The organism is Actinoallomurus soli (assembly GCF_024055715.1).
Taxonomy (GTDB): Bacteria; Actinomycetota; Actinomycetes; order Streptosporangiales; family Streptosporangiaceae; genus Actinoallomurus; species Actinoallomurus soli.
Map to the genome: position 1 here is coordinate 1 of NZ_JAMXMV010000030.1, position 21424 is coordinate 21424.

At 73.0% G+C, this 21424-nt stretch carries 17 protein-coding genes; 10 read left to right on the forward strand and 7 right to left on the reverse strand.

What is annotated here, in order from left to right:
- The first annotated feature begins 167 nt into the window (after positions 1-167).
- From NDW01_RS38445 to NDW01_RS38455, 3 genes are all read left to right on the forward strand, one after another.
- The gene (locus NDW01_RS38445) at positions 168-344 is read left to right on the forward strand and encodes a hypothetical protein (protein ID WP_252829353.1); all 177 of its coding nucleotides are present in this window, start codon (positions 168-170) and stop codon (positions 342-344) included.
- Between the two features lie 128 nt (positions 345-472).
- The gene (locus NDW01_RS38450) at positions 473-1000 is read left to right on the forward strand and encodes a hypothetical protein (RefSeq protein ID WP_252829355.1); all 528 of its coding nucleotides are present in this window, start codon (positions 473-475) and stop codon (positions 998-1000) included.
- Positions 1001-1024: 24 nt separating this feature from the next.
- Positions 1025-1426, forward strand: a complete 402-nt coding sequence (locus NDW01_RS38455; protein WP_252829357.1) for a hypothetical protein — start codon at positions 1025-1027, stop codon at positions 1424-1426.
- Between the two features lie 295 nt (positions 1427-1721).
- Here NDW01_RS38455 and NDW01_RS38460 read toward each other — a convergent pair whose 3' ends face one another.
- The 3 genes from NDW01_RS38460 to NDW01_RS38470 form a co-directional block, all read right to left on the reverse strand.
- Positions 1722-2624 (reverse strand): sulfotransferase family protein, encoded by a 903-nt coding sequence (locus NDW01_RS38460; RefSeq protein ID WP_252785929.1) that lies wholly within the window; start codon positions 2622-2624, stop codon positions 1722-1724.
- Between the two features lie 168 nt (positions 2625-2792).
- Positions 2793-3962 (reverse strand): glycoside hydrolase family 3 N-terminal domain-containing protein, encoded by a 1170-nt coding sequence (locus NDW01_RS38465; RefSeq protein ID WP_252829358.1) that lies wholly within the window; start codon positions 3960-3962, stop codon positions 2793-2795.
- 200 nt (positions 3963-4162) lie between these two features.
- Complete coding sequence (locus tag NDW01_RS38470) at positions 4163-4918, reverse strand: glucose 1-dehydrogenase (RefSeq protein ID WP_252829360.1); 756 nt, start codon at positions 4916-4918, stop codon at positions 4163-4165.
- Positions 4919-5257: 339 nt separating this feature from the next.
- Here NDW01_RS38470 and NDW01_RS38475 point away from each other — a divergent pair, with 339 nt between their 5' ends.
- The 4 genes from NDW01_RS38475 to NDW01_RS38490 all read left to right on the forward strand — a co-directional run bounded on the left by NDW01_RS38475 (position 5258) and on the right by NDW01_RS38490 (position 10399).
- Positions 5258-6214, forward strand: a complete 957-nt coding sequence (locus NDW01_RS38475; RefSeq protein ID WP_252829362.1) for a S66 peptidase family protein — start codon at positions 5258-5260, stop codon at positions 6212-6214.
- Complete coding sequence (locus NDW01_RS38480) at positions 6211-7074, forward strand: hypothetical protein (RefSeq protein WP_252785925.1); 864 nt, start codon at positions 6211-6213, stop codon at positions 7072-7074. Before NDW01_RS38475 ends, NDW01_RS38480 begins: the two co-directional genes overlap by 4 nt.
- Before the next feature lie 99 nt (positions 7075-7173).
- Complete coding sequence (locus NDW01_RS38485) at positions 7174-7641, forward strand: hypothetical protein (RefSeq protein ID WP_252829363.1); 468 nt, start codon at positions 7174-7176, stop codon at positions 7639-7641.
- Positions 7628-10399 (forward strand): M48 family metalloprotease, encoded by a 2772-nt coding sequence (locus NDW01_RS38490; protein ID WP_252829365.1) that lies wholly within the window; start codon positions 7628-7630, stop codon positions 10397-10399. Before NDW01_RS38485 ends, NDW01_RS38490 begins: the two co-directional genes overlap by 14 nt.
- Positions 10400-10516: 117 nt before the next feature.
- On the opposite strand, the gene NDW01_RS38495 is transcribed toward NDW01_RS38490, so the two are convergent.
- On the reverse strand, positions 10517-12319 hold the full coding sequence (locus NDW01_RS38495) for a glycoside hydrolase family 15 protein (protein ID WP_252829367.1): 1803 nt from the start codon (positions 12317-12319) through the stop codon (positions 10517-10519).
- Positions 12320-12470: 151 nt separating this feature from the next.
- Between NDW01_RS38495 and NDW01_RS38500 the strand changes: the two genes are divergently transcribed.
- Entirely contained in the window at positions 12471-14036 is a 1566-nt protein-coding gene (locus NDW01_RS38500) for an MFS transporter (RefSeq protein WP_252829368.1), read from the forward strand.
- A gap of 3 nt (positions 14037-14039) precedes the next feature.
- On the opposite strand, the gene yczE is transcribed toward NDW01_RS38500, so the two are convergent.
- On the reverse strand, positions 14040-14699 hold the full coding sequence (gene yczE, locus NDW01_RS38505) for a membrane protein YczE (protein ID WP_308211866.1): 660 nt from the start codon (positions 14697-14699) through the stop codon (positions 14040-14042).
- A 122-nt stretch (positions 14700-14821) separates the two neighbouring features.
- Between yczE and yczR the strand changes: the two genes are divergently transcribed.
- Positions 14822-16240, forward strand: coding sequence for a MocR-like transcription factor YczR (yczR, locus tag NDW01_RS38510; RefSeq protein WP_252829370.1), 1419 nt, complete (start codon positions 14822-14824; stop codon positions 16238-16240).
- A 55-nt stretch (positions 16241-16295) separates the two neighbouring features.
- Here yczR and NDW01_RS38515 read toward each other — a convergent pair whose 3' ends face one another.
- Together NDW01_RS38515 and fdhD are read right to left on the reverse strand one after the other, a co-directional pair.
- A complete protein-coding gene (locus NDW01_RS38515) occupies positions 16296-17201 on the reverse strand; it encodes an alpha/beta fold hydrolase (RefSeq protein ID WP_252829372.1) in 906 nt (301 codons plus the stop codon).
- Between the two features lie 22 nt (positions 17202-17223).
- Positions 17224-18033 carry a formate dehydrogenase accessory sulfurtransferase FdhD gene (fdhD, locus tag NDW01_RS38520; RefSeq protein WP_252829374.1) on the reverse strand — a complete coding sequence of 270 codons (810 nt, stop codon included), beginning with the start codon at positions 18031-18033 and terminating at the stop codon, positions 17224-17226.
- A gap of 113 nt (positions 18034-18146) precedes the next feature.
- On the opposite strand from fdhD, the gene fdh reads away from it, so the two are divergent.
- Positions 18147-21419, forward strand: coding sequence for a formate dehydrogenase (fdh, locus tag NDW01_RS38525; RefSeq protein ID WP_406567801.1), 3273 nt, complete (start codon positions 18147-18149; stop codon positions 21417-21419).
- The last annotated feature ends 5 nt before the right edge of the window (positions 21420-21424 follow it).

The window sequence follows — 21424 nt, forward strand, 5'->3', positions numbered from 1 at the left end:
CCGGGACGCCCGCGCCCCGGTGGACTCGGCGGTGCTGTTCGGGGGGGCGGCCGGGGGGGGGGGGCCGCGCCGACCACCGGGAAGCGGACGGCCCCGCGTACATCGGCCGTTCGCGGGTAGACGGACTCATCATCCGTCCGCGACAACGAAGGGAACGGTCGATGGCGATGCCGGGTGACCGAGCCCGTACCCATATCCCCCCACCGCGTGAGATCTGGCCGAGCAGCGAGCTGTTCCGGGAGGTCGGCCGGCTCGTCGCCGAAGAACTCGAACGCCCCGCCTCCCACGTCCGCAGGCGGGATCCCGAGAACGCCGGCGGTGAGCAGAACCCCGACCGGGCGTGATCTGCGGCGTCCCATGCCGTCATGACGGGTGAATCGGACGCAATGGGCTTTCCGTCATATGTGGTGACTCGCCATTGCCCGGTCAGTACAGAGGAATGACCTGGTGGAGACCAGGGTAGATCCCGAGCGTGAGCGCTGCGTATACCAGACGGGCACGCTGGGTGACGTCCGTCGCGCTGGTCGCCTGCGCCGGGACGCTGCTGCTGACCGGCGCGCGTACCGATGAGCGGACCGACCCGCCCGGCCCGGGGGTCCCGTCGGCGGGCCCGGACACCACCGCGCCGGGGGCGGCGTACGCCGACCGCTCCCGCGTCTTCGGACTCGTCATGGCCGGCCCGACGGCGGAGACCGTGCTGTTCGCGCCGGCCCGCAAGGTCCAGCCCGGGGGACCGGAGACGGTGCACCCGGCGGACGTGGGGCGCTACGTGCCGCTGCGGCTGGCGTCCGGGGTGGTGATCCGGGCGTCCGCCCCGATCGCCAACGACGGCGTCACCGACTGGGTACGCGGGATCCGGCTCACCCCGGAGGAGTTCCGCACCCTGCTCATCAAGCTGCAGACGCGACTCCATCCGCTGCTGGACAGGTCGCACATGTTCGAGCTGTGGTTCGACGGCCGGGGCCGGATCACCCGGATGCAGCACTACTTCAGTCCCTGAGCGGGACGTGGATCGGGGGGCCAGATGAGATTTTCGATCGTCATGGCGGGCGCGCTCTTAGGAGCCGCGCTGGCGGCGACCGGCTGCCGTCAGAGGATCGAACCGGTGAACCGGGACGTGGACATCTCCCATCACCACACCGCCCGGGCCGGGTTGGCCCATCACCGGCTGTTCCGTGAGGTCCGGCACCGGCGGCCGTGGCTCTCGGCGTTCCGTGCGGGGGCCACCCCCGTACCGGAGCCGGCGGGAGGGCGACGACGGCCACCGGTGCGGCAGCCGAACGGATGCGCCACGAGCCACGGGCCCGGCCACGGCGTCACGGTGCGCTGCGTGGACGGGTCCGGCGACGACATCGACCGTACGCACGAGTCGGTCTTCAGCGGGTCCGGCCGGGACGACGGGGACGACGGGGACAACGAGGACTGAGATCCGCGTCCGGCGTTCGGGGCCGCCGCCCGGCGGCCCCGGGCCCGCGGGCACCTCGTCCGTTCCGGCCGTACGCCGTGGGCCGCCCACGGGGTTTCACCTGAGCGCATTCTCATCGCAACGCCGCCGTCGCGCGCTCGGGACAGCATGAGGCGAGCGGCGGATCGTCACTGCGGAGTGAGCGCGATGGTGAAGAACAGGCGCGGGATGCGGCGGATCACGGCACTCCTGGTCGGGTGCGGTGCGGCCGGACTGGCGATCGGCTGGCGCTATGCCGAACGCGGGAGCCCGCGGGCTATACCCGGTCGCTGAGCCGGTAGCCGAGACGGCCGAGCTCCGCCCCGGCGATCTTCTCCACCTGGGTCACCTGTTTGGGCGTCAGCTCCTCCTGCCACCGGCCGACGCCTCCGTCGTGGATGCCGTACAGCGCGGTGCGGGCGACCCGCTGGCCGAGGTAGTCGGACAGCGCCGAGACGACCTCGCGGGGCCGGGCGACGAGCTCCTCGTACCGGATGGTGAACAGCTGCTCCTCGGGCGTCTGCGCGCGCAGCCGGGCGCTGAGCCGGATCGACCCCCGCCAGCGCAGCGCGCACTTCACCGCGACCCCGGCCTGGGGCCAGCGGGCGCGTTCGGTGACGTCCTCGACCCCGAAGAACGGATTGGGGAAGACCTCGTCGAGATTGGCGAACCCGGGCCGGAACCACGCCAGGCAACGCTCGTCCGTGAGCATCCCGGCGACGACGTCCCGGCCGTCCCGGATGATCTGGATGAGCTGCGCGTCGGGGAAGGCGTCGAGGATCACGTCCGTGCTGTAGATCAGGTCCGGGGTGGCGTCGGCGAAGCGCTGGACGCCGCGCGGGTCCGCGCACGTGCCGTCGGCGCCGATCCGGCCCAGCTCGCGGCAGTCCGCCGGGCACTCGCCGCAGCCCTCCCGCGTGACCTGCCAGGTGTGCGCGTACGCGTCGCGCAGCACCCGCGCCGCGCCCTGCCCGCGTTCCGTGGCGATCGAGGGCCGCCGGGCGAAGGCGTACACCGTCCGGACGACGCCGGGGCGCCCCAGCGTGACGTGGAATCCGGTGGAGCGTCTGAGAGCACGGGCGAGGAGGTCGGTTCCCGAGTGGGGCGCGCCCAGGACGAACACCGGGCGGCGGACCTTGGTGCCGTTGACCACCAGGATGTGGGGGGACGTCGTGCGCATGGGTCCCATCAGTCTGCCACCCCGGTCAGGTCGCCATCGCCCTGATCGCCACTCATGGGGCCTCTCTCCGGATGCGTCGGCCGTGCCCACGACCGGTTGACGGACACATCGGATGGTAGTGCCAGGAACCCGGATTTTGCCGCAGTAGCCTGTCCGAAACACGAAGATTCAGGCGGAGCCGCGGCGCAGGTTCGCGACCCGTGCCCGCGCGGCGTCGGAGCCGCGCCGGTCCAGTCGCCCGGCCCGCAGGGCGCCGGCGAGACCGGAGACCACCGCCTGCCCGTCGCCGACCCGCTGAGAGCAGACGAGGATGAGGTCCATCCCGGCCCGCGCCGCCGCGACCGCCCGCTCCGCGTACGTGCCGAACCCCTCCAGGCCGCCCGCGTTGATCGCGTCGCTCACGGTGACGCCACGGAAGCCGATCCGGCCGCGGAGCTCCTCGAGGACCACGGGGGACAGGCCCGCGGGCCGCTTCGGATCCAGCGCCGGATAGACGGCCCAGGACGGCATCACGAGCCGGACCCCGGCCGTGATCGCCGGGGCGTACGGCGCCTCGTCGACGCTCCGCAGAGTCGATCGCGGGACGCTCAGCGTGACGGGGCGCAGGTCGGTGTTCTCCTCGGCGCCGGCCGCGCCCAGCCCGGGAAAGTGCTTCACGGTCGCCGCGACCCCGGCCCGCTGCTGGGCCGTGACGAACGCGGCGCCCAGCCGGCCGCACACCGCCGGATCCGTGCTGTACGAGCGCCCCAGCCGGTCGGCGAAGTCGCCTTCCGCCCGATGGACGTCGAGGACCGGCGCGAGGTTGACGTTCATCCCGACGCCCGCGAGCAGCCGCCCGGCCTCGGTACCGGAGCGGGCCGCCGCCGTGACGGGATCGGACGCCTGGCCGATCTCCTTCTGCGACCTGACCGGACCGCCCGGCAGCCGCCGTACGCGGCCGCCCTCCTGGTCGGTCATCAGCAGCAGCGGATCCGTTCCCGCCTTCCGCGCGGCCTGCAGCCGCCGGGCCACCGAGGCGATCTGGTCGAGGCCGGAGACGTTGTCGGCGAAGAAGATGACGCCCGCCGTGGTCCCGGCCTCGATCTGCGCCAGCAGCGCGTCCGGGACGGCCGTTCCGGAGTAGGAGAAGATCACGCGCTGCCCGGCCTGCTGCTCCGGTGACAGGCCGGCCGTCGAGCCCAGGACGGCCGCGGGCACCGGCGCGAGCGCCGTGACGGTCAGACCGGCGCGGATCGCGTCCCGCCGCGTGAGCGGCCGGGCCGGGTCTTCCGCCGCGTTCCCCTGCGGCGGGTCTTCCCTCGCGTCCCGCCGGGTCGGCGGCCGGATCGGGTCTTCCATGACGTCCCCCCGCTCGGAGGCCCCTCCGCGGCGGGGGGCCGCGCGGCCGCCCGCCGCCCGCGTGCGGGCCCCTTCTCCGATTGTGGAACGCCGCCGGGCACGGGACCCCGCCGGGGCCGGTGAGACGGCGATTCCTCCCGCCGTGACCGGGCATCGGCGCGACCACCCCCGCACCGGGCCGGGCCGGCCCATGGGACGGCTCAGTCGCCCATGATGTCGTCGGTCATGCGCTGGTTGCCGGCCAGCAGCCCGCCGTCGACGGGCAGCGTCGCGCCGCTGATCCACGCGGCCTCGTCGGAGGCGAGGAAGAGCACGGCGGCGGCGATGTCGTCCGGAGTGCCGACGCGCCGCAGCGGATACCAGCCGGCGACGCGGTCCAGGACGCCGGGACTCTGGCGCTCGCGCTCGTCCCACGCGCTCGTGCGGACCGTGCCCGGCGCGACCGCGTTGCAGCGGATCCCGCCCGGGCCGTACCGCACCGCGACGCCGCGGGTGAGGCTGAGGACACCCGCCTTGGCCGCGCTGTACGCCTCGTTCCCGAGATGGGTGAGGCCGTTCACCGAGGCCACGTTGACGATGACGCCGCCGCCCCGCCGCAGCATCGCCGGCAGGACCGCCTGGGTGCACAGGAACGTTCCCTTCAGGCACAGGTCGACGTCGCGGTCCCAGAGGTCCTCGGGCAGCTCTTCGAACGCGGCGTCGGTCGCGCCCCCGGCGTTGTTGACCAGGACGTCGACGGGCAGGTCCGCCAGCGCCGCCCGGACGCTCGCGCGATCGGTCACGTCGACGGCGACCGAACGGGCGCCGGGGATCTCACCGGCCGTGCGCTCGGCGCCGGCGGCGTCCAGGTCGGCGATGAGGACCCGCGCACCCTCCGCTCCGAACCGCAGGGCGATCGCCCGCCCGATCCCGGCACCGCCGCCGGTCACCACCACCGAACGTCCTGAGAATCGCATCCCCCGATGATGCAGCATCGGTTCACGGCCCGATCGGGCAGGTCAGCGGCCCGGAAACGCGCCCCCGTTGATGTGGATCGCCTGGCCGGTGATGCGCCCGGCCGCCGGAATCCGGACGGGACGGGCGAGGAGTGACCGGCGGGCTCCGGATCGTTAAGGGACGGCGAACACCGTATGATCGCATTGCCGCGTGATCCGCGAGCCGATCGGGGACGTTGCTGACCGCATCGTGTCAGGGGTGCGCTGACACCACAGGCTCGGTCGCGCGACACCTCACCTCTTCCGCTGCGGGGGTTGTTGGTGCCATGCTCTGACGCAGCACATAACAAGGAGGGGCGGATGCGCGACCCCGGGGGCGGTCAGCCATCGTCGCTGCACGCCGGGGATCGAGTCGCCGTCGTCGCCCCCAGTGGCCCGGTCGACTCCGACCGCCTCGAGCGCGGTGCCGCGGTGCTGCGGAGCCTGGGCCTCGAGGTGACGTTCGGGCGGCACGTGCTCGACGTCGCCCCCGGTCTGCCGCACCTCGCCGGCACCGACGCCGACCGCGCGGCCGACCTGCAGGCGGCCTGGTGCGACCCGGAGATCGCGGCCGTCTTCTGCGCGCGCGGCGGATACGGCGCCGCGCGGGTCCTCGACCACCTCGACTGGGCCGCGCTCGGCCGCGCGGCACCGAAGCTCCTGCACGGGTCCAGCGACATCACCGCCCTGCACGTCGCGTTCGGGCGGCGCCTCGGGGTGGCGACCTCGTTCGGGCCGATGGTCGCCTCCCTCATCGCCGACGCGGAGCCGGAGGCGCTCGACCACCTGCGGGCCGCCCTCTTCGACCGGGGCGCCCCGGTCGCCGGCACGCACGCGCTGCGCGCGGGCCGCGCGACGGGCACCCTGACGGGCGGGAACCTCGCCCTCCTGACCTCCTTGCTCGCCACGCCGTACGCACCGGAGCCCGCCACCGGCCGCATCGCCTTTCTCGAGGACGTCGGCGAGGCGCCCTACCGCGTCGACCGCATGCTCACCCAGCTCCGCCAGGCGGGCTGGTTCGACGGTGTCGCCGGGATCGTGCTCGGCACCTGGACCGGCTGCGGCGACCTCGACGCGGTGTTCGCCGACCGTCTCGGCCCGCTCGGCGTGCCGATCCTCGCGGGCGTGCCCGTCGGGCACGGCCCCCGGCAGCTCACCATCCGGCTGGGTGCCTCCGTCATGCTCGACGCGGACGCGCTCGTACTTCATCCGGGCGTGCCGGACGCCCGGGGCCGGCGGTCCGGACCTCCGGGCGCCTTCGCGGGGGAGACACCATGACGACGTATGAACGCCGCGACCACCGGCCCGCCCCGGCCGGAGGTGACGACCGGGCCCTCGACTCGCTCGTCGTGCTGGTGGCCGAGAGCCACGGGTACGGCTGCCGACCCGTCCAGAACGACGCGATGCTCCTCGACGGCCCGCAACGTCTCCACATCGGCATGCGCAACCTGCGCCAGCTGGCCCGGCAGGTGCCGCGCGACGACTGGCCGGCCCTGGTCGCCGACCATGTCGGCACCATCATCACGGCGATCGAGGAGCCGCTCGACCTGCGCGACTTCCCGCTGGTGCGCGGGCTGCTGCGGGCCCGCGTCTATCCGGCCGAGGCCCGCACGGGCCGCCTCATCTGCCGGCCGTTCGCGCCGGGGCTCATCGAGGCGATCGTCGCCGACACCCCCACGACCGTGCGCACCATCGTCACCGACGACGCCGTGACGTGGCCGGTGACGGCCGACGAGCTGTTCGCCGTCGGCCGCGAGGGCGTGCGCGCCGACGGCCCGCTGGAGTGCGACGTCATCGACGACACCGGCATCCGCGTTCTGGAGGGGCAGACGTTCTACGCCGCGACGCACCTGCTCTGGCTGGACGCCTACCTCGACCCCGGGCCGTACGGCGCGCTGGCCGTCGCCCCCACCCGGAGCGCGATCGCCGCCTGCGCCATCCGCAAGAACACCGCGCTGATCACGGCCGAGCGCCTGCTCGCCTTCGCCAGGAACGCCTACGACGAGGGGCCCGGGTCCCTCACCCCGGAGCTGTTCTGGAGCCGGGACGGCAGGCTCACCCTCCTGGAGACCCGCACGATCGGCGGCCGCCTGGTGCTGCCCGCCGACTTCATGCGCTTCCTCGACAGCCTCCCGTAACCTGGCCACCTTCCTGGCACGATCCACCGCGAATCAGGCTCTCTACGGCGCGCGGTTACGTATCCTGCTGAGGCGTTCGATCGACGGGAGGTCCGGGGCATGGCGGTCCGAGTCCGTGACGTGGTCCGTGAGGTCGTAACGGAGGTCGCGCCGCAGGAGCTGCCGGTCGCCGAGGCGCTGGAGGCGTTCGACGACGACACGATCGTCCGGCGGCTGAGCCACCCCGGCCGGCGCCGCGAACCCCTCGGATTCGGCCTCGGCGAGCTCGTCGTCACCGTCACGCCGGTGCTGTGGATCGTCCTCGACGAACTGATCCGCAAGATCACCGGGCAGGTGGGCAAACGGCTGTCCGGCCGGTGGCGGCGGAAGCGGCCGCCACGGACCATCCCCCCGCTGTCGCGGGCGCAGCTGGAGCTGGTGCGCCGCCGCGTGCTGGAGCTGGCGCCCGCCCGCGGCGTCGAGGCCCGGCAGGCCGAGGCTCTCGCCGACAGCCTTGTGGCCCATCTGGTGCTGACGGCCGGTGAGGCCGATGGGGACACCCCGGCGATCGACGATGCGGCCGGCTGACCGAGAGCCCGCGCCGGGCACCACCGCCCGTTTCGTCCTGCTCATCGCCGTCATGGCCGTCTCCACGGGATACATGGTGACGGAGGGCTGGCTGCCACAGGATCGGAGCAGCGGGCACGTCGACGAGGGGCTCGGCTGCCTGCTCGCGGCCGGGGCGGACCCGGGCGCCGGCCATCTCGACAACGAGCTGGCCATGATGCGTTACCCGCGGGCATTAGCCGACTGCACTCATCACTACGTCGTCCCCGCCCCGTGGTGGTGGTCGGCATCCATCGTCGCCGGTGTCGCGATCCTCGCCTGGCTGCTGTACCTCTTCCTGCCCGCCTGGAAGGGACGCCGCGGGAGGGTCGTGCCGTTCGAGGCCGACGCGGAGCTGCGGGACCTCGTACGGATCGCGGGCTTGGAGCACGCGCCGCGCTTCGTCCTCGATCCCGCCGCCTCCCGGGTGGGCGCGGTCGTCTTCGGTCGCCGCGGCCGGTACACCGTCCGGCTGAGCGGCGGGCTGATCGTCCGGCGCGCCGCCGAACCGGAACTCTTCCGCGCCGTGGTGCTCCACGAGCTCGCGCACCTGCGCAACGGGGACGTTCCGGTGACGTATGCGACGGTCGCCCTGTGGCGGGTGTTCGCGGCCACGGTCCTGTTGCCCTTCGCCGTGTATGAGGCGAAACTCCTGGTCGAGGGGGTGGACAGCGAGAATCCCTTCGCGGCCGGCACGCGCCCGGCGACCGCCCGGGACCTCACTCTGGCGGCCTTCCTGCTCGTCCTGGTGATCCTGGCACGTGCCGACGTGCTGCGGGTTCGTGAGGCGTACGCGGACCGGACCGCGGCCGGGTGGGGCGCCGACCCACGGGCCTGGACGCCCGTAAAGGCCGGAGTGGTGCGCCGGCTGGGCCGGCTCCTGAGCCCGCATCCTCACTGGGCCGAGCGGCGGCGATGGCTGACCGACCCGGCGCCGCTCTACGGAGTCGCGGCCCTGCCACTGTTCCTCACCGGCGCGGCGGCGATGCTGGTCGCCGGGCTCCTACCGGATCTGACCGGAACATTCCACATCCCCGGCCACGCCGTCCGGCGGGCCGCACCGGCGGTGGGCACCGCCCTGATGACGCTGATCGCCGGCCGGGCGGTCTGGCGTGCCGCCTGGTACGCGGGACGGCACGGTACCGCCACCCCCCGCAGGCAGGGGGCGATCGCGGGTTTCTGGCTCGGCGTCGGCATGGTGGCCGGGGAGTCGATGCTGTCACGGACCGCCGGGACCCACCTCCTTCCCCGCCATCCGCTCGCGCTTCTCATCGTCCTGGCCATCGGCCTCGTGACGCTGGCCTGGACGGCGGAATGCGCCGCGCTGTGGCTGCGGTCCGGCGGCCGCCGGTTCTCGGACAACCTCGTCATCTGGCTGGGACTGGCCCTCATGGCCACGGTGCTCGCGGCCTGGCTGGCCTGGTGGCAGGCACCCGGGCTCCTCCTCGCGACCGGGAACATGGTGACGCACGGGCAGCTCCGTACCCTGATCGATCGCATCGCACCGCCTCCGGCCGCCACCGGACCCTACCGATGGCCGGCCGTCCTTGACGCCATGCAGGGGCTGTACTGGTTCGCGGATCGGTGGTCGCTCACCGCCGCGTCGGCCGCGCTGTGGAGCTGGTCGCTGTTCGCCCGCCTGCGGGGCGCCGACCGGCCCCGCACCCGCGTCGTTGCGGTCGTCGCGGTGAGCGGGGCTCTACTGACCTTGGTACTGACGGCGGCGGCACGGGCCCAGTTGCACACGTGGATGCCCCCGATGGCGCAGCGGTTCGGTCAGTATTTCTACGTTTACCTGGGGCTCATGACGCTGACCGCGGTCGCCGGGACCGCGCTGACCGGGCTGTCCGCGCTGCGCTGGACCCTGCCCACCGTGCTGGCCGGCGCGGGTTTCTCCGCCCTGCTCGGCGTCGCCGGACAGTTCGTCCTGGCCTCGCTCGACGGCTGCCTCGGTCCGCTGAACGTCACGTCGACAACCTGCGTCGGCTGGCGGCCCCTCTGGTCCGTGCGGGAGATCCCGCATTTCGTCGCGTACTTCGCCGTGACGCTGGGGATCGCCGGCGCCGGCCTCCTCGGCGCGGTTGTTCGTCTGCTCGCCGGCGCGTGGCGGCCGGGCCGCGAAGACCCAGCCGCCAGCGGGGCGCGGGAGGGGGGAGACGGTCGTCGTCCCTGGCTGCGCCTGACCGGGATCGCCCTCGCTCTGGCGGCCGTCGCGGCGGGTACGGCACTGGCCGTGCCGGCACCGGCAGGTAAGGGCGCCGCCGCGCAGGCGGTGACCGTGCCTCTGGCGGCACCCGAACCGCCCTCCAGCCCGAAGATCCATGCCTGGCAGCTCATCGCCTGGCTACGGTACGGCGGCGGCTCGATGACGAACCGCCTCCTGCGCGATTTCCAGACGTACGACCAGGTGTTCTCGGAGGCTCACGGCGGCGGAATCACCGACGGAAGTTTGAAGGCGGCCTGCGCGGCAGTGCAGGCCGACACGTATCCGCCGGACCGCTATTTCCCGGTCCCCGACATCGCGCTGCAACGCACGTGGGCGTCGGTGCTCGCCCAGGTGCGCGGGAGCGCGGGCGACTGTGCCGCGGCACTCGACGCCCACGACATGACACGCCTCCTCATGGCGACTCGATCGATGCTCACCGAGCAACAGACCCTGATGGCGATGTTGAAACGCCTCGAGCAGAGCATCAAGCCGTACGGCACCGGGCCGTCGAGCCCGCCCCGCCGGCTCCACTAGGTCCTGTCCCACGCTGTCCTACTGCGCGCGGTACCCAGGCGGCGCCTCGCCGCGTCGTCGGTCGGCAGCCAGAACCCAGGCCGCTCCACGAGGATCCGGGACCGGCCCCGGAGCGGGTCAGGAGGCCGCGCGGGCGCGGCGGACGCCGTCGTGACCGTCCAGGTCGTAGGCGGTGAGGACGAGGGGCACGTGGCTGAACGCCTGCGGGAAGTTGCCGACCTGACGGCGCAGCCGCGGGTCGTACTCCTCGGCCAGCAGGCCGACGTCGTTGCGCAGGTCGAGCAGCCGCTCGAACAGCTCGCGGGCCTCGTCGACCCGGCCGATCTGCCGCAGCGCGCCGGCGAGCCAGAAGCTGCAGGCGAGGAACGCCCCCTCACGGCCCGGCAGCCCGTCGACCCCCTGGTCCTGCTCTCCGGTCTCGTACCGCTGGACGAAGCCGTCCACGGTGAGCTCCCGCTGGATCGCCTCGACCGTGCCGACGACGCGCGGGTCGTCGGGGGGCAGGAAGCCGACGCGGGGGATGAGCAGCAGGGCGGCGTCGAGCTCCTTGGACCCGTACGACTGGGTGAACGTCCCCCGGTCGGAGTCGAACCCCTTGGCGCACACCTCGCGGTGGATCTCGTCGCGCAGGGCCCGCCACTTGTCGAGCGGGCCCTGCCGGTCGAACCGCTCGATCATCCGTACGGCGCGGTCGACCGCCACCCACGTCATGACCTTCGAGTGCACGAAGTGCCGCCGGGGGCCGCGGACCTCCCACAGCCCCTCGTCCGGGTCGCTCCAGTGGTCCTCGAGGAACTCCGTCAGCGCGCGCTGCAGCGACCAGGCGTGCCGCTCGGGCTGGATGCCGGTGTTCAGCGCGAGGTACAGCGAGTCGGCGACCTCGCCGAAGACGTCGAGCTGCAACTGCTTGGACGCGGAGTTGCCGACGCGGACCGGCCGGGAGTCCTCGTACCCCGGCAGCCACGGCAGCTCGTACTCCTCCAGCCGGCGTTCGCCCGCGACGCCGTACATGATCTGCAGGTCCTCGGGGGTGCCGGCCACGGCGCGCATCAGCCAGGCCCGCCAGGCCTTGGCCTCGTCGCGGTAGCCGCTGCGCAGCAGGGCCTCCAGGGTCATCGTCGCGTCGCGCAGCCAGCAGAAGCGGTAGTCCCAGTTGCGCACGCCGCCGACGTCCTCAGGCAGCGAGGTGGTCGCGGCGGCGATGATGCCGCCGGTGGGCTCGTACGTCAGGGCCTTGAGCGTCGCCAGCGAGCGGACGACCGCGTCGCGGTACCGGCCGTCGTAGGTGCACTGGCGGGCCCAGCCCGTCCAGAAGCGGTCCGTGCCGTCGAGGGCCTCGTACGGGTCGACGTCACGGGGCGCGGGCAGGTGGGAGGGGTGCCAGGTGCAGACGAACGGCAGCGAGTCGCCCTCGCAGACCACGAACGTCGCCCGGTGCGCGAAGTCGCGGCCCTCCAGTTCGATCGGGCTGCGCAGCCACACCGAGTCTGGCCCGGCGGTGGCGGTGAGGTGGTCGCCGATGCGGCGCATCCAGGGGACGACCCGGCCGTAGTCGAACCGGAGCCGCAGGTCGAGGCGCATGGGCACCCGGCCGGACACGCCCTCGATGATGCGGACGACGTCGGCGGCCTCGCCGCGCTCGGGCATGAAGTCGATGACCCGGACGGTGCCGTCCGGGGTGTCCCACTCGGTCTCCAGGATCATCGTGTCGCCGCGGTAGCGGCGCCGGGTCGCCCGTCCGCCGGAGACCGGGGCGATCTGCCAGCGGCCGTTGTCGGGCGTCCCGAGCAGCCCGGCGAAGCAGGCGGGGGAGTCGAAGCGGGGCAGGCACAGCCAGTCGATGGAGCCGTCCAGCCCGACGAGCGCGCAGCTGAACAGGTCGCCGATGAGCGCGTAATCCTCGATGCGTCCGGGCAACATCGCCCCCTCATGTGTCGGATCCCCGTCGTACCGTAGCGTGGCACGAGCCGGGCGCACCGCTTAAGGCCGGTACCACATCGTTGTTTATCGCCTGATCGGTCGGTTACGTCTCCCCTGTCCCTCGCGGCGGTGCGAGGACCAAGGAGATGACATGCACGAGACCGGTGGCCCGGCGTCTCCGCCGGACGTCGTCCGCAGCCTGGTACCCGCCCGGATCGACCGGCTGCCCTGGTCGCGGTTCCACACGCGGATGATCGTCGCGCTCGGCGTCGCCTGGGTGCTGGACGGGCTGGAGATCCAGATCGCCAGCATCGTGGGGCCGGTCCTGCAGCACCACGGCACGCTGGGGCTGAGCTCCCGCGCCGTCGGGTTCGCCGCGACGGTCTACCTGCTCGGCGAGGTCGTCGGCGCGCTGGTGTTCGGCCGGCTGTCCGACCGGCTCGGCCGCCGCAAGCTGTTCATCGCCACGCTCGGGCTGTACCTGGCGGCGAACGCCCTCACCGCCCTGTCGTTCAACTACGGGATCTTCCTGCTGTTCCGGTTCATCGCCGGCATGGGCATCGGCGGGGAGTACGCCGCGATCCACTCGGCGATCGACGAGCTGATCCCCGCGCGGTACCGGGGGCGGGTGGACCTGGCCGTCAGCGGCACGTACTGGTTCGGCGCGATCCTCGCGTCCCTGGGCGAGTACGTCCTGCTGAACCCGCACCTGCTGCCCCAGAACCTCGGCTGGCGGATCGGCTTCTTCATCGGCCCGGTGATCGGCGTGGGGATCTGGACGCTGCGCAGGACGCTGCCGGAGAGCCCTCGATGGCAGCTCATGCACGGGCGCGCCGACGAGGCGGAGGAGACGGTCGCGCAGATCGAGCGCGAGGTGGAGGCGACCGGCCACCGGCTGCCACCCGTCGACGAGAGCCGGTACCTCGACGTCCACCCGCACGAGTCCGTGTCGTTCCTGACCGTCGGGCGCACGCTCTTCCGCGAGTACCCGTCGCGGTCGCTGCTCGGCGCCACGCTGATGATCAGCCAGTCGTTCCTCTACAACGCGATCTTCTTCACGTACGGCCTGGTGCTCAGCCACTTCTACGGGGTGGCCGATCACGACGTGCCGAAGTACTTCTTCGCCTTCGCGGCCGGGAACCTGCTCGGGCCGCTGGTGCTGGGGCCGTTGTTCGACACGATCGGCCGCAAGCGCATGATCGCCGGGACGTACCTGTTCTCCGGCACGCTGCTCGCGGTCAGCGGCTACCTGTTCAAGCTGGGCGAGCTGTCCGCCCTGACCCAGACGATCCTGTGGTCGGTGATCTTCTTCGTCGCCTCGGCGGCGGCGAGTTCCGGCTACCTGACCGTGAGCGAGATCTTCCCCCTGGAGCTCCGCGCCCAGGCGATCGCGCTCTTCTTCGCGATCGCCCAGGTGTTCGGCGCCCTCGGCCCGACCATCTTCGGCGCGCTGATCGGCGACAAGGACCACCCGGACCCCGGCCGGCTCTTCATCGCCTACCTGATCGCGGCGGGGATCATGCTCGTCGCCGGAGTGGTGGAGGCGGTCTACGGCGTCCGGGCCGAGCGTGCGTCGCTGGAGGACGTCGCGACGCCGCTGTCGGCGGCGCGCCGGACCGCCGAAAAGGTCGGCCGGCGGCTCGACAACGGCACCGGGCCGACCGGTACCGGGCCGACGGGCACGGGGCCCGCCGGAGCGGGAACGGCGGGAGCCTAGAGCCTAGGCGGCGTCGCCGCATTCGGCGGGCACCGGCGCGGCCGGGAGGGCGTCGTCCTCCGGATGCCCGCGCGTCTTCGTACGGGGCGCGGCCTTGATCTCCAGCATCGGGATGAAGACGTGCGTGAGCGGGCCGATCGTGACCGCGTAGATGAGCGTGCCGATGCCCACGGTGCCGCCCAGCAGCCAGCCCGCGGCGAGCACCGTCAGCTCGATGCCGGTGCGGACGACGCGGATCGAGTGGCCGCGGGCCGCCAGGCCGGTGGTCAGGCCGTCGCGGGGTCCCGGCCCCAGCCCGGCCCCGATGTAGCACCCGGTCGCGAACCCGGCGACGAGGACCGCCGCGACGAGGTAGCCCCACCGCACGGCGACCGCCCGGGGGTCGGGGAGCGCCCAGAGGAAGAAGTCGGCGAACGCGCCGACGAGGAGCGCGTTGCTGATCGTGCCGACGCCGGGCCGCTGACGGAGCGGGATCCACAGGGCCATCACGGCGACGGCCGCGATGATGATCCAGGTGCCGATCGACAGACCGGTATGGCGGGCGAGCCCCTGGTGAAGGGTGTCCCACGGGTCGTTGCCGAGCCGCGAGGCCACTTGCAGGGCGATCCCAAGCCCGTAGAGGGCCAATCCAACGTACAGCTGGGCCAATCGGCGGGCGATCAACGGTCTCCTCCGCTCACATCTGTCCAGGCCGGGCGCTGGAAGTGGCGCCGGGCCCCGGTCTGCCGCCGATTCACTCACGGAAGTGGCTTGCTCTTTAAGGGCCAATCCGGAAAAGTGGCCATATGACTTCCCGGACCATCAATGCCACGGGTCTCGCCCGGCTGCTCGGCGGCACGCCCGAGGGCCGCCCGCTGTACGCGGTGCTGGCCCGGGACGTGCGGGGCCTCGTCCTCGACGGCCGCCTCCCGCTGCGCACGCGGCTGCCCGCCGAGCGGGACCTCGCGGCTGCGCTGGGCGTGAGCCGGACGACGGTGACCACCGCGTACGACGCCCTGCGCGCCGAGGGGTACGTCGAGAGCCGCCAGGGCGCGGGCAGCTGGACGGCGCTGCCCGCCGGCAGCGCGAAGGCGGCCCGTCACGGCCTCGCCGAGGACCGCTCGCTGATCGACCTGGCCCGCGTCGCGCCGCCGGCTCCCCGGGGCTTCGAGGACGACGCCGCCGCCGCCGTGGCGGAGCTTTCGCCGTACGCCTGCGGACCCGGCTACGAGCCGCTCGGCCTGCCGGCGCTGCGCGAGGCCGTCGCCGCGCGTTACACCGCGCGCGGCGTCCCGACGCTGCCGGAGCAGATCCTCATCACGACCGGGGCGCAGCACGGACTGTGCCTCGTCCTCCAGGCGTTCGTCAGTCCGGGAGACCCCGTCCTCGTCGAGTCGCCGACGTACCCGCACGCCCTCGACGCGCTGCGCCGGGCCGGGGCGCGCCTGGTGCCCACGGGCGTCAACGCCGGCTGGGACGCCGAGCTCATCACGAGCGGCCTGCGCCAGTCCGCCGCCCGCCTGGCGTACCTCATCCCCGACTTCCAGAACCCCACCGGGCTGCTGATGGACGACGAGGTCCGCGCCGCGCTGGTCGCCGCCGCGCGCGCCACCGGCACGTACGTCATCGGCGACGAGACCTTCGCCGAACTCGCCCTGGACGACGTCGCGCGGCCGCGTCCGCTGGCCGCCCACGACACCGACGGACGCGTGATCAGCATCGGGTCGGCGTCCAAGGTGCTGTGGGGCGGTCTGCGCATCGGCTGGGTCCGGGCGACGCAGGCCCTGGTCCGCAGGCTGGCCGAGGCCCGCGAGGCGGTCGACCTGGCCAGCCCGGTGTTCGAACAGCTCATCGCCGCCCGGCTTCTCCGCCGCATGGACGCGGTCGCCGACGAGCGGCGCGCGATGCTGCGGGAGCGTCGCGCGGTCCTCGCCGAGGCCCTGCGCGGCGAGTGTCCCGACTGGACGTTCACCGTCCCGCCGGGCGGGCTGTCACTGTGGGTCCGGCTGCCGGGGACGTCGAGCACCGCGCTCGCGGCCACCGCGGGCCGGTACGGCCTGCACGTCGTGCCCGGCACGGCCTTCGGCGTGGACGGCGTCCTGGACGACCACCTCCGCGTGCCCTACGTGCTCCCGCCGGAGACGCTGCGGGACGCCGTCTCCCGGCTCGCCGCGGCCTCCCGCGAGGCGGTCGGCGCGCCGCGTCCCCGGCCCGCCTTCGTCTAGGGCCTGTCTCGAAGCCCCGCCGTCCTCCTGCGTGGCGCGGGCTTTGAGACAGGCCCTAACGCGTCGCGTCGGGCGCGGACGACTGGTCGATGTGCTCCGCGATGAGCCCGGCGAACTCCTCCGGCCGGGTGAGGAGCCCCCAGTGGGACGTTGCGACGGGCCGTACGCGCAGCCGCTCGGTGAACGGCCGTGGCGCCTCGGCCGCCAGCGCCGGGGTCGCGTACACGTCACCGGTCGGCACGATCACCTGCGTCGGCACGGTCACCCGCGGGGACACGCCGGCCCGGCGGGCGGTGCGGCTCCGGCCGAGCATGTTCGCCCGATAGAGGTTCAGCCCGGCCACGGCGTCCTGGAGGAGGGTGGGCGCGGGGTGCCCGCCGCCGCGCGGCACGCCCTCGGCGCGTTCCAGGAGGCGGCCCCACCGGCCGGCCAGCCCGCGCCTCCAGACCAGTTCCGGCACGACCGGTACCTGGAAGGCCGCGAGGTACCAGGATCGCAGCAGCTGCCGCGCGACGGGAGGGACGCCGGACAGCCGCCGCGGGCGCGTGCGGAACCAGTACGCGGCGTGGTCCAGGCAGGGCCCCGAGATGGACGTGAAGGAGGCGAACCGGCCGGGCGTCTCCCGCACGGCCTCCCAGGACTGGATCGACCCCCAGTCGTGGCCGACCAGGTGCGCGGGCGCGCCGGGGGAGACGGCGTCGAGCACGGCGCCCAGGTCGGCCGTCAGGTGCTCGAACCCGTACGCCTCCCGCCGCGCCGGGCGCGAGGACGCGCCCGCACCCCGCACGTCGTACGCCACCACGTGGAAGCGGTCCGCCAGCCGTGCGGCGACCGCGTCCCACACGGCGTGCGTGTCCGGGTAGCCGTGCACCAGCAGCACCGTCGGCCCGGAGCCGCGCTCGTACACCGCCAGGTCGACGCCGTCGCCGTGGATCCTGCGGGTTCGCGTGTCGTCGGACATGGCGCCCACCGTAGGACCGCGGTCAGTCCTTGATCCGCTCGGCCCCCGTGTAGACGTTCATCGAGTGCCCGCGCAGGAAGCCGACGAGGGTCATGCCGGCCTCCTCGGCGAGTTCGGCCGCGAGCGAGGACGGCGCGGACACGGCCGCGAGCGCCGGGATGCCCGCGAGCATGGCCTTCTGCGTGAGCTCGAACGACGCGCGGCCGCTGACCAGGAGCACGTGCCCGGCGAGCGGGAGCCGCCCGTCCTTCAGCGCCCAGCCGACCACCTTGTCGACCGCGTTGTGCCGTCCGACGTCCTCGCGCAGCACCACCAGCGTGCCGCTCGCGTCGAACAGCCCGGCCGCGTGCAGGCCGCCGGTCCGCTCGAAGACCCGCTGCGCCTCTCGCAGCGCGTCCGGCAGGGCGGCCAGGACGTCCGGGTCGAGGACGGTCGTGTCCGACCGGATGTCATGGCGCGCCCGTTGCCGGAGCGCGTCGATGCTGGTCTTGCCGCACACCCCGCACGCGCTCGTCGTGTAGAAGGAACGCTCCACCGAGACCTCGGGCGGGGCCACCTCGGCCGCGAGCGCGACGTCGACGACGTTGAACGTGTCCGTGTCGGCGCAGTAGCGCATCGCGGCGACGTCCTCCGGCGCCCGGATGACGCCCTCGGCGTACAGGAAACCGGTGACCAGGTCGAAGTCGTTCCCCGGCGTCCGCATGGTGACCGACAGCGGGTGCCCTCCCAGCCGGATCTCGAGGGGTTCCTCGACGACGAGCGTGTCCGGCCTCGCCCGGCGTCCTCCTTCGTCGATGTGCGCGATCCGGCGTCGCACGGTCACTCGGCCCATGATCCGACCGTACCCGGGAAACGCCGACGTAGGCCCGCCGGGGCTTCCGGGAAAAGTGCGGTGCACGGTGCTATAAAGAGCCGGGAAAGGGGAAGTGGTCGACGGCGAGCGCGATCCGGGAGGGGGCGGCAGACGTGGGCATCGAGTCCTGGCCGGTGTTCCGGCAGCTGACCGGCACCGACCCGCTGGGGCGCGGCCGGGCCGCCCGTTCCTCGCGTACGGACGCCCTGCGGGCGCGCACCGAGCAGGCCGACCGGGTCGTCGACTCGATCTGCCCCTACTGCGCGGTCGGCTGCGGGCAGAAGGTCTACGTCAAAGACGAGAAGGTCGTCCAGATCGAGGGCGACCCGGGCTCGCCGATCTCCCGCGGCAGGCTCTGCCCCAAGGGCTCGGCCAGCAAGCAGCTCGTCACCTCGCCGACCCGGCAGACCAAGGTCCTCTACCGCCGGCCGTACGCCACCGAGTGGGAGCCGCTGGACCTCGACGAGGCGATGGACATGATCGCCGACCGGGTCATCGCGGCCCGTCGCGAGGGCTGGCAGGACACCTTCGAGGACAAGCCCGTGCGCCGCACCATCGGCTTCGCGAGCCTCGGCGGCGCCACCCTCGACAACGAGGAGAACTACCTCATCAAGAAGCTCTGGACCGCCCTCGGCGCGATCCAGATCGAGAACCAGGCGCGTATTTGACACTCCGCCACCGTCCCCGGTCTGGGGACCAGCTTCGGTCGTGGCGGCGCGACGACGTTCCAGCAGGACCTCGCGAACTCCGACTGCATCGTCATCCAGGGTTCGAACATGGCCGAGTGCCATCCGGTCGGGTTCCAGTGGGTGATGGAGGCGAAGGCGCGCGGGGCGCGGATCTTCCACATCGACCCGCGGTTCACCCGCACGAGCGCGGTGGCGCACCGGCACATGCCGATCCGCGCCGGCAGCGACATCGTCCTGCTCGGCGCGCTGATCAACCATGTGCTGAGCGGCGGGCACGACCTCCGTGAGTACGTCCTGCGCTACACCAACGCCTCGGTCATCCTGAGCGAGGACTTCCAGGACACCGAGGACCTCGGCGGCCTGTTCTCCGGCTACGACGCCGAGACCTCCTCGTACGACCCGGAGACCTGGGCGTACGCCGGGGGAGAGCAGGAGGCGCCGGCCGCCGGAGCGCGCGACGAGCAGGAGAAGGGCGACGACCCGGACGGCGGCACGAGTCAGGGCGACGGTCCGGGCGGACCGTCGGGCCGCATCACGCAGGAGCACGGCCCCGGCGCCACCTACGAGGCGACCTCGTCGCAGACCGGCCACGCGGACGAGCGCGACGAGACGCTGCGGCACCCGCGCTGCGTCTACCAGGTGCTGAAGCGGCACTTCGCGCGCTACACACCGGAGATGGTCGAGCAGATCTGCGGCATCGCGCCGGACGACTTCGCCGAGCTCGCCGACGCGATCGTGGCGAACTCCGGGCGCGACCGCACCACCGCCTGGGTCTACAGCGTGGGCTGGACCCAGCACACCGTCGGCGCGCAGTACATCCGCACCGCCTCGATCCTGCAGCTGCTGCTCGGCAACATCGGGCGGCCCGGCGGCGGCATCCTCGCCCTGCGCGGGCACGCGAGCATCCAGGGCTCCACGGACATCCCGACGCTGTTCAACCTGCTGCCCGGTTACCTGCCGATGCCGTACGCCCACCACCATGAGGACCTCGACACCTACCTCGAACGCGCCGCCGGGGACACCGGCTTCTGGGGGCGCAAGCGGTCCTACATGGTCAGCCTCCTCAAGGCGTGGTGGGGCGACGCGGCGACCGCCGAGAACGACTTCTGCTTCGACTACCTGCCGCGCCTCACCGGGGACCACGGCACGTACCACACGGTCCTCGACCAGATCGAGGGCAAGGTCAAGGGCTACTTCCTGCTGGGGGAGAACCCGGCGGTGGGCTCGGCGGCCGGCCGGCTGCAGCGCCTCGGGCTGGCCGCGCTCGACTGGCTCGTCGTACGCGACCTGCAGCTCATCGAGAGCGCGACGTTCTGGAAGAACTCCCCGGAGATCGAGACCGGTGAGCTGACCCCCGAGGGGATCGGCACCGAGGTGTTCTTCCTGCCCGCCGCCTCCCATGTGGAGAAGGACGGGACGTTCACCAACACCCAGCGGCTGCTGCAGTGGCACCACAAGGCGATCGACCCGCCGGACGACGCCCGCAGCGACCTGTGGTTCATCTACCGGCTGGGCCTGCGGATCCGGGAGCGACTGGAGGGCTCCGCCGACCCCGTCGACCGGCCGGTCCTCGACCTGACGTGGGACTACCCGGAGGAGGGGCCGCACCACGACCCGTCCGCGGAGGCGGTGCTGCGTGAGATCAACGGCTACGACGCCGACGGGAACATCCTGTCCGGGTTCACCGCGCTGAAGGACGACGGTTCGACGTCCTGCGGCTGCTGGATCTACTCCGGCTGCTACACCGACGGCGTGAACCAGACGGCCCGGCGCAAGCCGGGATCGGAGCAGTCCTGGGTGGCGCCCGAGTGGGGCTGGGCCTGGCCGTCGAACCGCCGCATCCTCTACAACCGCGCCTCCGCCGACCCGCAGGGCCGCCCCTGGAGCGAGCGCAAGGCGTACGTCTGGTGGGACGGCGAGCAGTGGACCGGCCACGACGTCCCCGACTTCGAGAAGACCAAGCCGCCGTCGTACGAGCCGCCGCCGGACGCGAAGGCCGAGGCCGCGCTCGCCGGGACCGATCCGTTCATCATGCAGACCGACGGTAAGGGCTGGCTGTTCGTGCCGCGCGGCCTGGTCGACGGGCCGCTGCCGGCCCATTACGAGCCGCACGAGTCCCCGGTGGAGAACCTGCTGTACAAGCAGCAGGGCAACCCCGTCCGGCAGACCTACGACCGGCCCGGCAACCGGTACGAACCGGTCGACAGCGACGTCTACCCGTACGTCTTCACGACCTACCGGCTGACCGAGCACCACACGGCGGGCGGCATGAGCCGCTTCCTGCCGTACCTGTCGGAGCTGCAGCCGGAGATGTTCTGCGAGGTGTCGCCGGAGCTGGCCGCCGAGCGGGGCCTGGTCCACGGTGACTGGGCGACCATCATCTCCGCGCGCACCGCCATCGAGGCGCGCGTCCTCGTCACCGACCGGGTCCGGCCGCTGCGGATCCAGGGCCGGGTCATCCACCAGATCGGGCTGCCGTACCACTGGGGTTCGGCCGGCGCCGTCCGCGGCGACTCCGCCAACGACCTGCTGCCGATCGTGCTGGACGCCAACACCCACATTCAGGAGAGCAAGGCGGCGACCTGCGACATCCGACCCGGACGCCGCCCGCAGGGGCCGGCCCTGCGCGCCCTCGTGCGACGCTACCGCCGCATGGCCGGGATCCCGGAGGACTGAACGGA

What these genes read in the sequence shown, in the direction of transcription:
- NDW01_RS38455 (WP_252829357.1), top strand. Translation starts at nt 1,025, where the DNA reads ATGAGATTTTCGATCGTCATGGCGGGCGCGCTCTTAGGAGCCGCGCTG.
- NDW01_RS38490 (WP_252829365.1), top strand. Translation starts at nt 7,628, where the DNA reads ATGCGGCCGGCTGACCGAGAGCCCGCGCCGGGCACCACCGCCCGTTTC.
- NDW01_RS38445 (WP_252829353.1), top strand. Translation starts at nt 168, where the DNA reads ATGCCGGGTGACCGAGCCCGTACCCATATCCCCCCACCGCGTGAGATC.
- NDW01_RS38470 (WP_252829360.1), bottom strand. Translation starts at nt 4,918, where the DNA reads ATGCGATTCTCAGGACGTTCGGTGGTGGTGACCGGCGGCGGTGCCGGG.
- NDW01_RS38460 (WP_252785929.1), bottom strand. Translation starts at nt 2,624, where the DNA reads ATGCGCACGACGTCCCCCCACATCCTGGTGGTCAACGGCACCAAGGTC.
- NDW01_RS38475 (WP_252829362.1), top strand. Translation starts at nt 5,258, where the DNA reads ATGCGCGACCCCGGGGGCGGTCAGCCATCGTCGCTGCACGCCGGGGAT.
- NDW01_RS38495 (WP_252829367.1), bottom strand. Translation starts at nt 12,319, where the DNA reads ATGTTGCCCGGACGCATCGAGGATTACGCGCTCATCGGCGACCTGTTC.
- NDW01_RS38465 (WP_252829358.1), bottom strand. Translation starts at nt 3,962, where the DNA reads ATGGAAGACCCGATCCGGCCGCCGACCCGGCGGGACGCGAGGGAAGAC.
- NDW01_RS38515 (WP_252829372.1), bottom strand. Translation starts at nt 17,201, where the DNA reads ATGTCCGACGACACGCGAACCCGCAGGATCCACGGCGACGGCGTCGAC.
- yczR (WP_252829370.1), top strand. Translation starts at nt 14,822, where the DNA reads ATGACTTCCCGGACCATCAATGCCACGGGTCTCGCCCGGCTGCTCGGC.
- NDW01_RS38480 (WP_252785925.1), top strand. Translation starts at nt 6,211, where the DNA reads ATGACGACGTATGAACGCCGCGACCACCGGCCCGCCCCGGCCGGAGGT.
- fdhD (WP_252829374.1), bottom strand. Translation starts at nt 18,033, where the DNA reads ATGGGCCGAGTGACCGTGCGACGCCGGATCGCGCACATCGACGAAGGA.
- NDW01_RS38485 (WP_252829363.1), top strand. Translation starts at nt 7,174, where the DNA reads ATGGCGGTCCGAGTCCGTGACGTGGTCCGTGAGGTCGTAACGGAGGTC.
- NDW01_RS38500 (WP_252829368.1), top strand. Translation starts at nt 12,471, where the DNA reads ATGCACGAGACCGGTGGCCCGGCGTCTCCGCCGGACGTCGTCCGCAGC.